This is a genomic window from Actinokineospora diospyrosa, assembly GCF_024171925.1.
GTDB classification, from domain to species: domain Bacteria; phylum Actinomycetota; class Actinomycetes; order Mycobacteriales; family Pseudonocardiaceae; genus Actinokineospora; species Actinokineospora diospyrosa.
In genome coordinates, this window is sequence record NZ_JAMTCO010000012.1 from 224,442 (window position 1) to 238,163 (window position 13,722).

11 protein-coding genes are annotated in these 13,722 nt (G+C 70.1%); 2 read left to right on the forward strand and 9 right to left on the reverse strand.

Translation table 11 applies throughout. The annotated features are described in order from the left end of the window. Positions 1-51: 51 nt before the first annotated feature. From LV75_RS24700 to LV75_RS24715, 4 genes are all read right to left on the reverse strand, one after another. Positions 52-456, reverse strand: a complete 405-nt coding sequence (locus LV75_RS24700) for an SsgA family sporulation/cell division regulator (protein ID WP_253889371.1) — start codon at positions 454-456, stop codon at positions 52-54. 413 nt (positions 457-869) lie between these two features. Beyond that, positions 870-1,133: a hypothetical protein gene (locus tag LV75_RS24705; protein WP_253889372.1), complete on the reverse strand. Its 264-nt coding sequence runs from the start codon at positions 1,131-1,133 to the stop codon at positions 870-872. A 220-nt stretch (positions 1,134-1,353) separates the two neighbouring features. Beyond that, a complete protein-coding gene (locus LV75_RS24710) occupies positions 1,354-2,169 on the reverse strand; it encodes an inositol monophosphatase family protein (RefSeq protein WP_253889373.1) in 816 nt (271 codons plus the stop codon). 64 nt (positions 2,170-2,233) lie between these two features. After that, entirely contained in the window at positions 2,234-3,217 is a 984-nt protein-coding gene (locus LV75_RS24715; RefSeq protein ID WP_253889374.1) for a malate dehydrogenase, read from the reverse strand. Between the two features lie 222 nt (positions 3,218-3,439). Here LV75_RS24715 and LV75_RS24720 point away from each other — a divergent pair, with 222 nt between their 5' ends. Beyond that, complete coding sequence (locus LV75_RS24720; RefSeq protein WP_253889375.1) at positions 3,440-4,276, forward strand: helix-turn-helix domain-containing protein; 837 nt, start codon at positions 3,440-3,442, stop codon at positions 4,274-4,276. Here LV75_RS24720 and LV75_RS24725 read toward each other — a convergent pair. From LV75_RS24725 to LV75_RS24745, 5 genes are read right to left on the reverse strand one after another with little or no spacing between them, the layout of a single operon-like run. Beyond that, positions 4,266-4,568: a DUF3017 domain-containing protein gene (locus LV75_RS24725; protein WP_253889376.1), complete on the reverse strand. Its 303-nt coding sequence runs from the start codon at positions 4,566-4,568 to the stop codon at positions 4,266-4,268. The genes LV75_RS24720 and LV75_RS24725 overlap by 11 nt on opposite strands. Further along, positions 4,565-5,419, reverse strand: a complete 855-nt coding sequence (locus LV75_RS24730) for a bifunctional methylenetetrahydrofolate dehydrogenase/methenyltetrahydrofolate cyclohydrolase (protein ID WP_253889377.1) — start codon at positions 5,417-5,419, stop codon at positions 4,565-4,567. Before LV75_RS24730 ends, LV75_RS24725 begins: the two co-directional genes overlap by 4 nt. 16 nt (positions 5,420-5,435) lie before the next feature. Further along, positions 5,436-6,389 carry a DMT family transporter gene (locus tag LV75_RS24735; RefSeq protein ID WP_253889378.1) on the reverse strand — a complete coding sequence of 318 codons (954 nt, stop codon included), beginning with the start codon at positions 6,387-6,389 and terminating at the stop codon, positions 5,436-5,438. Continuing rightward, the gene (locus tag LV75_RS24740; RefSeq protein ID WP_253889379.1) at positions 6,380-7,366 is read right to left on the reverse strand and encodes a TrmB family transcriptional regulator; all 987 of its coding nucleotides are present in this window, start codon (positions 7,364-7,366) and stop codon (positions 6,380-6,382) included. Before LV75_RS24740 ends, LV75_RS24735 begins: the two co-directional genes overlap by 10 nt. A gap of 59 nt (positions 7,367-7,425) precedes the next feature. Then, positions 7,426-8,634: an MFS transporter gene (locus LV75_RS24745; RefSeq protein WP_253889380.1), complete on the reverse strand. Its 1,209-nt coding sequence runs from the start codon at positions 8,632-8,634 to the stop codon at positions 7,426-7,428. A gap of 112 nt (positions 8,635-8,746) precedes the next feature. On the opposite strand from LV75_RS24745, the gene LV75_RS35625 reads away from it, so the two are divergent. Beyond that, complete coding sequence (locus tag LV75_RS35625; RefSeq protein WP_308211036.1) at positions 8,747-13,696, forward strand: glycohydrolase toxin TNT-related protein; 4,950 nt, start codon at positions 8,747-8,749, stop codon at positions 13,694-13,696. Positions 13,697-13,722: the final 26 nt, after the last annotated feature.

Sequence of the window (13,722 nt, forward strand, 5' to 3'; positions counted from 1 at the left end):
TGCCCACCCCCTCAGTGATCCGTCCACATCGGTCAGGGTTGGCAGTGCGGATCAGACGTTGGTGATCTCCTCGATGAGGGCGTCGATGTCGAAGAAGTCCGCCTCGCCGCCCAGCGGGACCATGGCGGTGGTGGTGGCGAAGAACGCCTGCACCGCGGCGTGGTCGAGCTCGAGCACGGCGTGGCCGTCGGGGGACTCGATCTCCAGGGCCAGCACGGCGCGGCCGCCGCTGGTGACCGGGGCCAACCGGACGTCGCCGTCGCCAGCGGCGCGGACCAGGCCCTCGGCGAGCAGGTCGCGGCCGAAGATCCACTCGACCCAGCGGTCGGCGTCGGCCTGGAAGGCGGCGATGACGGTGTAGGGCTCGGTGGCCCGGTAGGTCCAGCGCGAGCGGACAGGAGTGCTGCCGCCGTAGTGCGAGATGATCTGCTCGGTGTGCTCGGCGTCGTTGGTCATCTCGTGCCTCCTGTCCTGGCGTTCGCGCGTCGGGTTGGCGAACCTTCAGCAGGGAAACGCATCTGGCGGCAGCCCGTGATGCCAACCGGCTTAGGTTCACGCTATCGGGGCATACAGCCTCGTTCGGGCCACGATTTGACCCGCATTCGATGCTCGTCTCCGGTTAACCGGGCGACACCGCAACCCATTAGTGGAACTTTCCCTCCTGCTCCATCCTCAGCAGGCCCGCGCATCCAGACTCCACAGGCCACCTAACGGGCAACCAAGTGGACTGTCCACAGGGTCGCCGAGCACTCGCTGCCTCGGCCACAGCTGTAAGACGGACATAGAGCGGCTAAGTGACGTCAACAGCGAGCAGCGAGCTAGGACCAAGTTGGTCATGCCCAGGTGCGGTGGCCCCAAGGGGGCAGGAACTACTTGCAGATGGGGATCTCGTCGTCCGTGGGGTGGAAAATAACCTCCGACGGCTTTCCGATGATGGTTGCCGGCTCTACCTTGAACCGTAATGTCCGGTCATCGAGGAGAACTACGCGTCCTGAGATGAACCCGTCGTTTGTGGCCTTGCCGTCTGGGCCGGGGGCACGCTCGGGATCTGGCCATTCACGCTCAGCGACCCAGTTCTGGCCGGCGAAGGTCAAGTACTTGATGCCGCAGTGAGTAAGAAGCCGGTACGGCACTGACTCCCCTACCTGCACAAACGGCACAGGAGCGCCCATCGCGCTAGAGGCGTTGGAAGTCGAAGACGGGTCTAATGCGCCAGGTAAGGGAGTGGCTTCAGGCGTGGTGCATGCGGCTAGGGTGAAAACAGCCCCCAGCAAGGCACAAGTTGCCCGAGCCGCCATTAGTACTCCCCCATCGGTTAGCGCTACCGGCTCCAGACTCTCATAGCCAGCTATGTCAGCCCAGAATCGCCTCCGCCACTTGGTCGGCCAACGCCGAAGTAGCCGCTGCGATGCCTGACCAGCGGCGGGTCAGGTCGGGATCGAAGTCCAGCGGCCTGCCGTTGGCGTCGATGACAGCGCCACCGGCGGCGGGTACGAGAACCAGCGCGGCGGCGAGGTCAACGATCCGCAGTGTGTCCGACCCCGGGTCGGCGAAAGCGTCTACCGACCCCTCCGCGACCAGGGCGGTCTCCAGGCAGGTAGTGCCAAGGATGCGCAGCCGCCCGGCACGGGAGGCGACCCGCTGCCAGGAGTCGCCGTTGTTGCGCTTCGGCCGCAGCAGCGACACCGCCGCGCCGTCTAGCGTCGTGCGGCCCGAGGTGCGGTACGAAGTGGACTGGCCTACCCGGGCCCACCAGACCCGGCCTGTGTCCAACCACACCGTCATCGCCTCCACGGCGATGGAGTCCCGCGCGAGTACGCCGGAGAAGCACGACAGCGGCACCCCCGACGCGGCGTTAGAAGAACCGTCGAGCGGGTCGACAACGAGGGTGGTCGAAGAACCGTTGTCGATGAAACCGGCCTCTTCGGACAAGAGGTTGACGCGGTTGCTCTGCGCGGACTCGGCGATGGCGTCTTCGACGAGGGAGTCCACGAACATCGTGGGCGTGCCGTCCGCGCCCATCGCGACCTCTTCGGCCAGCTGGGGCCGGGTGTGCAGGCGACGCGCGGTCCGGTAGGCGGTGACGGCCGCGTGAGCGGCATCAGCCAAGGCAGGGCTAACGCTCGCCGGTAACAACGGCTCGGGGACTGGCCACGGGATGAAGGTCACCTCAGCACCGTAAAACACAGCGGCGGCCCCCACCGTGGAAACAGTGGGGGCCGCCGCGGGCAACTCAGATGAGGCCCAGGGCCCTGACCGCGTCGCGCTCCTCGACCAGCTCGGCCACGGAGGCGTCGATCCGGGCGCGGGAGAACTCGTTGATCTCCAGGCCCTGCACGATCTGGTACTCACCGTTGGCGGTGGTGACCGGGAACGACGAGATGATGCCCTCCGGGACGCCGTAAGAGCCGTCCGACGGCACCGCCATCGAGGTCCAGTCGCCTGCGGGCGTACCGAGCACCCAGTCGTGGATGTGGTCGATGGCCGCGTTGGCCGCCGACGCCGCCGAGGACGCGCCGCGCGCCTCGATGATCGCCGCGCCGCGCTTGGCCACGGTCGGGATGAAGGTGTCGGCCAGCCACGCCTCGTCGTTGACCAGCTCGGCGGCGGACTTGCCGTTGACGTCGGTGTGGAAGACGTCCGGGTACTGGGTGGCCGAGTGGTTGCCCCAGATCGTCAGCTTCTTGATCTCGGTGACGGACACGCCGAGCTTGGTCGCCAGCTGCGAGATGGCCCGGTTGTGGTCGAGCCGGGTCATCGCGGTGAACCGGGCGGCCGGGACGTCCGGGGCGTGCTGCTGGGCGATGAGCGCGTTGGTGTTGGCCGGGTTGCCGACCACCAGCACCTTGATGTCGGAGGCGGCACCGGCGTTGATGGCCTCGCCCTGCGGCTTGAAGATGCCGCCGTTGGCCTCGAGCAGGTCGCCGCGCTCCATGCCCTTCGTGCGCGGGCGGGCACCCACCAGCAGCGCCACGTTGGCACCGTCGAACGCCTTCTTGGCGTCGTCGGTGACCTCGATGCCCGAGAGCAGCGGGAAGGCGCTGTCGTCGAGCTCCATCGCGGTGCCCTCGGCGGCCTTGACGGCCTGCGGGATCTCCAGCAGCCGCAGGTTCACCTTGGTGTCCGGGCCGAGCAGGTGGCCGGAGGCGATGCGGAACAGCAGGGCGTAGCCGATCTGGCCTGCCGCGCCGGTGACGGTGACGTTGACGGATGCCACTTGGCGGATCCTCCCGAGACAGACGGAATGTGTCAGCACAGGGAGGTCACGCGGCAGTCGGTTGGGCCCTGTCGGCGACGTCGCCCGGCACCGGGAGGCTACCAAGGTGGGGTCCCCGCCGAGCGCGTCGGTGACCAGGGTCTCGACTCCTTCGGGTGGACTTGTCCCGACAAGGCCCCCTACCTGTGGGTATGCGACCCCGCGCGGCCGGATCATGGCCGGGTGACGCTGCACACCGCGGACTCCACCGTCCGCCTAGAGCTACTCGGTGAGGAGCTTCGACGACACCGCGAGACCGCCGGGATGAGTCTCGCCGAGGTGACCGCCAAGACCGGGATCAGCACGTCCAAGCTGAGCAGGCTGGAGAACGGGCGCCGACCGCACAAGCTCGACGACGTGGCGGCGCTGCTGGCCATCTACGGGGTCCGCGACGCCCGCCGCGACGACCTGGTGGCGCTGGCCCGCGACGCGACCGAGCCGACGGCCTGGCCGGAGCAACGGCCGTCGGCGACGCTGCGCGTGCTGGAGTCCAAGGCCGAGATGCTGGTCGACTACCAGGCGATGCTGGTGCCCGCCCTGCTGCAAACCGTCCCGTACGCCCAAGCGGTGCTGCGCGAGGTCGACATGGTGGAGGAGTCCGCCATAGAGGACCGCACGACCGAGCGGATCCGTAGGCAGGCCGTGCTGCGCAAGCCGCAGCCGCCGCGCTACTACGCGATCCTCACCGAGACTGCGCTGCGCACGGTCGTCGGCGGGCGTGAGGTGATGCGCGGGCAGCTGCGGTACCTGGTGGAGGCGGGTGCCAAGCAGGACGTGACGATCCGGGTGGTGCCCCGGCTCGGCCACGGCCACCCGGGGCTGCGCGGGTCGTTCCGGCGGATGCAGTTCCGCGGTCGCGGCGCGCTGGTGCTGCTGGAGAACCGCACGTCGAGCCTGTTCGTCGAGGACACCAGCGAGGTCAAGCGCTACGACCAGGTGGTGGTCGAGCTGCTCAGCGTCGCGTTGGACGAGGCGGCGTCGGCCAGGATGATCGCCGAGCTCGGCGGGCTCACCGATTGAGCCAGCCGCCCTCGATGGTCAGCGCGACGGCGATCACCACGAACCCGAACAGGCCGTAGAGCAGGACGTCGACGGCCCGGCCGCGGATGGCGACCAGCCCGGCCTGCTCGTCGCGCAGCAGCACCCGCAGGCCCGCGGCGAGCAGCAGGGCGAGGCCGATCCAGACGGTGCCCTCGCGCCAGGAGAACTGGATGATCCGGACCAGGCCGAGCACGACGACGGCCATGACCAGGGCGAACGGCAGGTGCACCAGCGCGGGGTGCTTGCCGCCGCGCTGCGGGCCGTCGTTCACGCGCGCAGGCTCCGCTCCGCCGCCTCCACGGTGTTGCGCAGCAGCATCGCGATGGTCATCGGGCCGACCCCGCCCGGCATCGGCGCCAGCCAGCCCGCGACCTCGCGGACGTCCTCGTGCACGTCGCCGACCAGGCCCGCCTCGGTGCGGGTGACGCCGACGTCGAGCACGGCGGCGCCGGGCTTGATCATGTCGGCGGTGATCAGGCCCGCGTTGCCCGCGGCGGCCACGACGATGTCGGCGCGGCGGACCTCGGCCGCGAGGTCCTTGGTGCCGGTGTGGCAGAGGGTGACGGTGGCGTTCTCGCTGCGGCGGGTCAGCAGCAGCCCCAAGGGGCGGCCGACGGTGACGCCGCGGCCGACGACGGTCACCCGCGCGCCCGCGAGGGGAACGTCGTAGCGGCGTAGTAGCTCGACAATGCCGACGGGGGTGCAGGGCAGCGGGCCAGCGTCGCCCAAGACGAGCTTGCCGAGGCTGACCGGGTGCAGGCCGTCGGAGTCCTTGGTCGGGTCGATCCGCTCCAGCACACGCCCCTGGTCGAGGTGGCCAGGCAGCGGCAACTGGACCAGGTAGCCGGTGCAGTCACGGTTGGCGTTGAGCTCGTCGATGACCGCTTCGAGCTCGGCCTGCGTAGTGTGCGCGGGCAGGTCACGGCGGATCGAGTTAAGACCGATCTTCTTGCAGAAGTTGTGCTTGCTGCGCACGTAAGCGTGCGAGCCGGGGTCGTCGCCGACGAGCACCGTGCCCAGCCCGGGGACGATGCCGCGCTCGGCGAGGGCGGCGACCCGGACGCGGAGTTCGTCGAGGATCGCGTTGCGGGTGGCCTTGCCGTCAAGGATCGTCGCGGTCACGGTGGTCATCCTCTCACTAGGTCCGCCGGCCCTTGAGTGGGCGGCCACTGGGTATCGAGGCCACCCCGGCCGCCAAGAGCGTGACCACGACGCCGACCAGCGTGGCGGGCTCTATGCCCGGCCCGGTCAGGTCGAACAACACCGCGCCAGCGATCTGACCGGAGATCATGCCCAGGCTCACCATGAGCACGCCGATGAACCGCACGGCGAACACGCTCGCTGACACGCCCAAGACTCCAAGCGCTCCGCCCACGTAGAGGATCGCGTCGGGCGGCAGGGCTGTCGGGAAACCTCGGACCACAGCGTCGACAACGCACGCTAGAGCCAGCCCGAGAGTGCCTACGCCAAAGTTGACCAGCGAAGCGACGCTGACGCTACCTGCGACGACGCGCACTCGTCCGTTCACTGCCTGGGCCCATCCGAGCCCAAAGCCACCTAGAGCCGGGATCAACGACAGCCACAGCCGCGAGGGCGAGTCGAACTCGTCCGACACCGCGGCGGTGACCGCGGCGACCGCGAGCACGGCGCCGATCGCCCGGGTCGGCGTGATGGGCCGAGGTCCGCCTGGCCCGAGCCCAGCACGGTCCACCAAGAGTCCGCTGACCACCTGCCCACACACTGCGGCGACGGTGAACATGGCCACCCCTAGGACGGACACGGTGAGGCCTTGCGAGGTGACGAAGAAGGCCCCGGCAGCGCCGCCCAGGCACTGCCACGGGCGCAAGCGACTCTCGCGAACAGCGGAGAACACCTTCGGTAGCCCTGCCCGCGAGCCGGGCGACACAGCGACAACCACGATGAGGATGAGGAAGCCCACCGTGAAGGAGATGAGCGCCGCGAACAGCCCGTCGTGGATGTGCGCCGCTAACTGGCCGTTCACCCTGCTCTGCGTGGCGAGCGCGACTCCACCTAGGACAGTGACGGTGACCGCGAGGGACCGGGCGAGAGCAGGCCGGTTCGCTAGATCCATCGGTGCCGCACAGCGTGGACGGCTAACTGGAACCGGGAGGTGGCACCAGCGTGGTCCATCAGCCGCTGGAGGTGCCGGAACACGGTGCGACGGCTCACCCCGAGCTGCCGGGCGATGGAGTCGTCGTTGGCGCCCGCTGCGAGAAGACCGAGCAAGCGCTGCTCTATTGGCAGGACCGGCGACGGCGCTCTTGCGCCAGCGTGCAGCGGTACCGCCAACCGCCACGAAGCCTCGAACAGACCTATTAGGGCCGACAGGAGACTGCTCGGGCGGACGACTAGGAGCGAGCGATTCACATCGGCCTCCGCTACCGGTAGCGACACCGTGGCGAACTGCTGGTCGACGATGGTCAGCTTCACGGGCACCTCTGGCAGCACCCTGGCCTGCTCCCCCGCGGCCACACACGGCTGGATGTTCTGCGCGTAGCGGCCGGGGTCCTCAATGGCCGCACGCGCGTAGACGACCTTGTAGGTCACTTCGCCGCGAGCGAGCTGCTCAAGCTCAGCGTTGTTGACGTGGCCTTCGGTGAAATACGGCGGCGAGTCGAGCCTGCGGATCTCCTTGCGCGCACTGAGCTCCATCTGCTGTATGCGCTGGGCGATAGCGGTGCCGGTGACAACCTCGATGAGGTCGTCGGTGCGCTGAGGAGACACAGCGCGCCGGAAGGTGTCGTAGGCGTTGAGGGTGGCGACCCTCGCTTGCTCCAGTTCGGACTCACGGCGACGGCTCAGGATCTGCAGCCCACTGGCAGGCGGTACCGGGGTGACGACCTTGCCGTCCACACCCCCCGCCCCGACCAAACCCGCGTCGACGAGGGTGCGCACGGCAGGGCTAACGGTGCCGATCGGCTCGGCCAGTCCTAGGCAGACCTGTTCAACCGTGGATGGACCGGTGTGCAGCAGGTAGAGGTAGGCGCGGATCTCATCGTCCGGCAGGCCCAACCTGCTCAGGTGCGGCGTGAGGTCGCCATCGGACATGCTTGTTCCTCCCGGTGGGGCCGCAGCAGGTTGGCACAGATGAGACGTTGACACAAACATCACCCCGTGCTGATCTGCCTGCTGGGATCCGGCACCGCCATGGCGAAGAGGGCGGCCACTACGGCGAGCACCGCGGCCGCCCCGGCAGCCGCCCCTGGACCGATGTGATCAAGCAGCCACCCGGCCACCGGCAGCGTCAACGCCGAGCCCAGGGTCGCCGCCGTCATGACCCAGCCGAACACCTCCGCCGTCCGCCCCGCCGGGGCGAGTTCGCCGATGCGCACGTTCGTCGCCGCCAGCGCCGGGGCCACAGCGACACCGCCGACGGCGAGGACCACCCCGATCAGCCAGACAGACCCATCAGTCGCGGGCGGCAGCACCGGGACCAAGGCCGCGAACCCGAGGGCCATGAGCGCGATCCGCAGCGCCAACCTCGGCGGCGCGGTCTTCGCCCCGATGTACAGGCCACCGAGGAGTGACCCGATCGACCACACGGCCAGCAGCGCACCGGCGGCGGCCGAGGTGCCGTAGTCCCGCGCCCAGGCCACGACCGCCATGTCCATGATCGTCAGCGGGGCGATGACGCAGAGGCTCATGGTCAGCGCGGCCCGCATGCCATGGGCGCGCAGCACCGACCCTGGCGCGCGGTGCTCGCGCTCTATAGGCGCGCGCAATCCGACCCGATGCATAGCCAAGGCGAACCCAACCGAGCCCGCGAGCGCCAACCCCGCGCAGGTGAACGTGCCTGCTCGGCCGCCCCCGACCGCCACCACGGCAGCGATGAGTACCGGACCGACTACCCAGAGCAACTCCTGGAGTGTGGCCTCTACGGTGAGAACCGACCTGCGCGCGGCAAGGTCATCAGTCAGTCTTGGCCACGCCGCTCGTGCGATCTGGGTCACGGGGGGTTGGGCCAGTCCAGTCACCAAAGCGGCCGCGGCGGCTATCGGCCACCAGCGCGGCCCCACCAGGGAAGGTGCTAGAGCGAGCGCGCAGAGACCCGTCGCGTAGGCGAGAGAAATGGCGATCAAGAGCCGCGACGGGTCACCCTGGTCGGCAGATCTACCCCGCAATGGGCCACCGACGGCTACACCCACCGTGTAGAGGCCGGCTACGACCCCCGACGCGACGTACGAGCCGGTCCACCCGGCAACGAGGAAAGTGGTGGCCAGAGGAGTACCCGGCAGGTGCAGCCTGCCCAGCAGTGACCAGACGAGCACGCTCGGCAGACCGCGGACGGTGAGGAGTTGACGATATGGGCCCAGCACGTGGTCACTGTGCCCCACACCCCCGACTGGCTGATAACGGTATGTCATTGTCGCTGGCAGACCGGTACCCCTCGATCCACCGTATGCCGAAGGCATGCCCCCAGGAGAAGATGTGACCGTGGCACTACCGACGCAGCTGAACCCGACCGAACAGGACGCCCTGGTCAAGCAGATCGGGCTGGCCCTGCTGAGGGGCGCTCCGCAGCGGTGGGCGTCCATCACCGTCGAGTACCGCGCCCTGGGCCGGTACATGGAGACCGTGGGCAAGGTCACCGTGCAGGACCAGGAGGGCGCCGACGAACTGCCGGTGTCCCCGGACATCACGATGCTGTTCAGCAGGCTGCGCGCGGGCATGTACCGCGAGGGCAGGGGCACCTGGTTCAACGCGCGCTACCAGCTGGACCAGCCGTCGGCCTACAACCTCGAGTACGACCGCGACGAGCCGAAGTGGTTCCAGCCGCCACCGCCGCCCGCTTTCGCCGACGACCTGCGGATCTTCCCCCGGGACGAGGAGAACGTGCCGGAGTGGCTGGTGCGCAGGCTCGCCGCGCTCAAGCCGCCGTTCCGGGTCGCACGCATCTTCGACGGCCAGGGACCCGCGGGACGGCCCTTCGTCAACCGACCGCAGGTGGACGACACCGAGCGTGAGGCCCTCTTGCGCTACCTCGATGAGGCGCCGCTCGCGCTGCCGCCCCGGGGGCTCGACACCGACCACATGGACGACGAGGGCCGCCAGAGCGTGCCCGTGGCGTTCCACACCGATGGCAGCTGGATCTGGCCCGCGGCGGTGAACTACTACCTGCGCGCGCACGGGGTGGCCCCGGAGCCGGAGCTGGTCGACCACGTCCGCCGCGCGGAGTTCACGCTGCCGGAGGTCGAGGAGCACGTCAGGGCTAACGCCGCTGCCTTCCTTAACCGTGGCAGGCCACCCCGCCCGATGCCGGTGAATGGTTCAGCGCCGGTACCGGTACCTGCGCCTGTTGAGGCTGAGGCCGAGGCACCCCGGTTGCCCGACCCGCGCTCGGTTCAGCCGAAGGTGGCGGCAGGCGCGCCTGCGCTGCCCGCGGAACCTGAGATGGGCCCGTTCGGGACGACGTTCGACGCCTTCAGCCCAGCACCGGTGAACCTGGAGAGCCCGCCGCCGTGGTCGCGCACCCCGGCCGCGGACTGGGCACCCACCGACACAGCGAAGTCCGACTCGCCGTGGGCACCGAAGGACGAGGAGGACACCGCTCCTCAGTCCACGGACGAACCAGCCCCCCGCAACGGCCACTCCCACACCGAGGCAGCGGCGGCTACCGAGCCTGCCCCGTGGGAACGTGGCGAGGCGCCGGAGGACACGGCCAAGGGGCTGCAGCCGGTCGCAGAGGAAGACGCCGCGGAGGAGAACACCGCGCCGTGGCAGCCGATAGCGGAAGAGGCCACTGGAGCGCCTTGGCAGCGCGCTGAGGAGGCCGAGCAGGACGCCAACCTCTGGCAGCCCGCATCCCAGGGTGAGCAGGCTGCGGAGTCGGTGGCGAACGCGGCGCCGGTAGGCGAACCGTGGCAGGCAGCACCCGCCGACGCAGCATCCGCGGGTGGGCACGGCACCGGGACGTGGAAGCCGGTAGTGGCCGCTGAGCAGGCTGGGGTCTCCGGGGAAGAGACCGCAGGTCTGACTCAGACGGGCGAGCCTTGGCAGCGCGCTGACGTGGCCGTGAGCCCGGTGCCAGGCAGTGAGCCGTGGCAGGCAGAGCCGGAACACACCGGCGGCGCGCGGCGCGCGGAACAGGTCACGAACGCCGACCAGGCGCCCTCAGGCGGGTGGCAACCCGGCGATGGGGCTTCCGCGGGCCAGCCGTGGCAGGCCGAGCACGCCCAAGAGCACACAGGTGGCGCGCGGCGGGCGGAGTCGACCAACGCGGAGCAAGCACCCGTTGCCCCGTGGCAGGCCGAGCCTGCGAACGCTGAGCAGGCGCCTGTGGGCACCTGGCAACCCGCTGAGCAGACCTCCGCCAGCGCTCCGTGGCAGGCCGAGAACGCCTCGGAGCACGAGGGCGGAGTAGGACAGGCCGAGCAGTCCGCGAACGCTGAGCAGGCACCTGGGGCCCCGTGGCAGCCCCTTGGGCAGCCCTCCGCCAACGAGCCGTGGCAGGCAGAGCCGGAACACGCCGGCGGCGCGCGGCGCGCGGAATCCGCCAACGCGGAGCAGGCGCCTGCGGGCGCATGGCAGCCCGAGCCCACCAATGGGAAGCGGCGGGCAGAGCAAGCCACCGACGCCGACCAGGCACCCGCTGGCGCGTGGCAGGCCGAACACACGCCGGAACACGGCGGTGCTCGGCGGGCGGACGGGTCAGCCGACCAGGCGGCTCCGGGCGCATGGCAACCCGCTGAGCAGACTTCTGCCAGCGCGCCGTGGCTGGCCGACCGCGCCCCAGAACACACGGGGGGAACTCGGCGAGCGGAACACGCCGCCAGCGCCGACCAGGTGGCTGCGGGTCCGTGGCAGGCCGAACACACGCCGGAGCACGCCGGTGGCGCGCGGCGGGCGGACGAGTCAGTGAACGCCAGCCAGGCAGCTGCGGGGCCGTGGCAATCGACTGATCAGGCCGCTGTCAGCGAGCCGTGGCAAGCCTCTAACGCCGACCAGGCACCCGCAGGCGCATGGCAGCCCACTGAGCAGGCCGCCGCAGGTGAGCCGTGGCGGGGCGAGCACACCCCGGAACACACGGGGGGAGCCCGGCGAGCGGAACACGCCGCTAACGCCAGCCAGGTAGCTGCGGGCCCGTGGCAGGCCGAGCAGACGCCGGAACACGGCGGAGGCGCGCGGCGGGCACAAGAGCCTGCGAACGCCGACCAAGCGGCTGCGAGCTCGTGGCACACGACTGACCAGGCCACCGCCAACGAGCCCTGGCAGGCTGAACACACCCCAGAACACGCAGGCGGAACACGGCGAGCGGAGCAGCCCGCCAACGCTGAGCAGGCACCCGCAGGTGGGTGGCAGCCCCTTGGGGAGGCCTCCGCTGGTGAGCCTTGGCACGGCGAGGCAGCCTCGGAGCAGGTCGCCAACGTCGGGCAGACACCTGCGAGCACCTGGCAGCCGACCGAACAGGCCACCGCGGGTGAGCCGTGGCAGGCCGAGCAGACGCCGGAGCACGCCGGTGGCGCGCGGCGGGCAGACGAGTCAGTGAACGCTGGCCAGGCAGCAGCGGGGACGTGGCAGGCGGCTGAGCAGAACTCGGCCGGTCAGCCTTGGCAGGCAGAGAAGGGCCTAGAGCCCCCGAACGCCGAGCAGGCACCTGTGGGCACCTGGCAACCCTCTGAGCAGAGCCCGGCCGGGGCACCATGGCAGGCCGAGTCTGCAGGCGAACAGACCACGAACACCGAACAGGCACCTACGGGCACCTGGCAGCCAGCCACCGCCAACGAGCCGTGGCAGGCCGAGCGCACCCCCGAGCACGCCGGTGCGACATGGCAGGCAGAACCTGCGAGCGAACAGCCCACGAACGCCGAACACGCACCTGCGGCCACCTGGCAACCGGCCTCCGCCAACGAGCCATGGCAGGCCGAGCACACCGGGGGAACGCGGCGGGCGGAGGAGTCTGCGGACGCTAAGCAGATCCCGGCCGATGAGCCCCGGCAGTCCACCCCGGAACACGTCGGCGCCGCGAGCGTTGAGCAAGCCCCGGCTAGTGAGCCGTGGCAGGCGGAGCAGACTCCGGTGCCTGTCGGTGCTTGGCAGCCGGCTGATGGCTCGAGCGCGGGCAACCAGCCTTGGCAGCCAGCAGCGCAGGGCGAGCAAGCCAGGAACGGGTCAAGCGCACCGTGGCAGGCCGAGCGCGAAGCTCTTACCGGCGAGCCGCTGCAGGCCCTTTCAGGGCAGGCGAGCGGGTCATGGCGCCCAGCGGGTGACGGTGAGCAGGTCGCTAGCACTCCTGAGCAGGCTCCGTGGCTACCAGCCCAAGGCAGCTCTACCTCCGGTGAGTCCTGGCAGGACGCTCCCACGCCGTTGACTCGGGGGCAGGTGGCCAGGGCAGAGCAGGCAGGGGTCGAGCCGCCGCCCGGGCACATCCAGCCGGACTTCACGCCTCCGGTGGAGGCGTCCACCAAGGACATGCGGACGCCGCCTGCGGCAGCACTACCGTCGCAGGGACCGGCTGCGGACGTTGTGGCAAGGGTGCGGGCGCGGCTCACCGAGCTCGGAGCGGCTTCTAGTCGCTACCACATCGGTACGCCCACGACCGCGGCTTGGACGATGGAGCAGACCGGCGAGGGCTGGCGCGTTGGCTGGTTCGACGAGCGGTATGTGGCGCCTGCGGTGTTCGAGGATGTCGCGGACGCAGCGGCGTTCCTGGTCGGCAAGGTTCTGTTGGACACCGCGGTAGCCGTACCGAAGGATCCCGGGCTGTCGACCGTGCAGGCGTCGTTGGCCGAGTTGGAGGCAGCGCAATCCGGTGGGGCGCAGTCCGCGGACTTGTTCACCCCGCCGCAGCGCCCGGAACCGCCCGTCACCGTCGCTGCGCCGACCCCGGCGTTCGACGACGATGACGACGACTTCACCCCGCGCAGGTCGCAGCCACGCCCGATCCAGCGCAAGCCGGAGCCTGCCGTTCGTAGGCCCGAACCGGTGGCCCATCGCCCCGAGCCGGTCCCGCAGCGGCCCGAACCGGTGGCGCAGCGACCCGAACCGCCCGTGACGCACCGCACGGAGCCGACCAGCCGCAAGCCGCAGGACTGGCCGATCCAGCCCCGACCGGGCGAGCCGCCGCTGACGCTGTTCCGCGGCAAGCAGCTGATGGAGTTGCTGCCCGGCATGGACGTGGACCGCTATGGCGACGCGACCGGCAACCTCACGTACGCGGCGGGCACGCCGTTCGAGCGGCGCTCGTTGGTCCCGGAGTGGGTGAACCGCCCGTACCGCGCGTACCGGGTGGTCAAGCCGACCTCCGCACTGACCGGCGTGGCGATCCCCTGGTTCGACCAGCCCGGCGGCGGAGTCGCCTACCTGCTGAACCAGTCCATCGCCGAACTGCTCGAGAGTGGCCACCTGGTCGAAGCCGATGACCGAGACCTGCCCGGCTGATCACTAGGCAACTGCGCGGCCGCGAA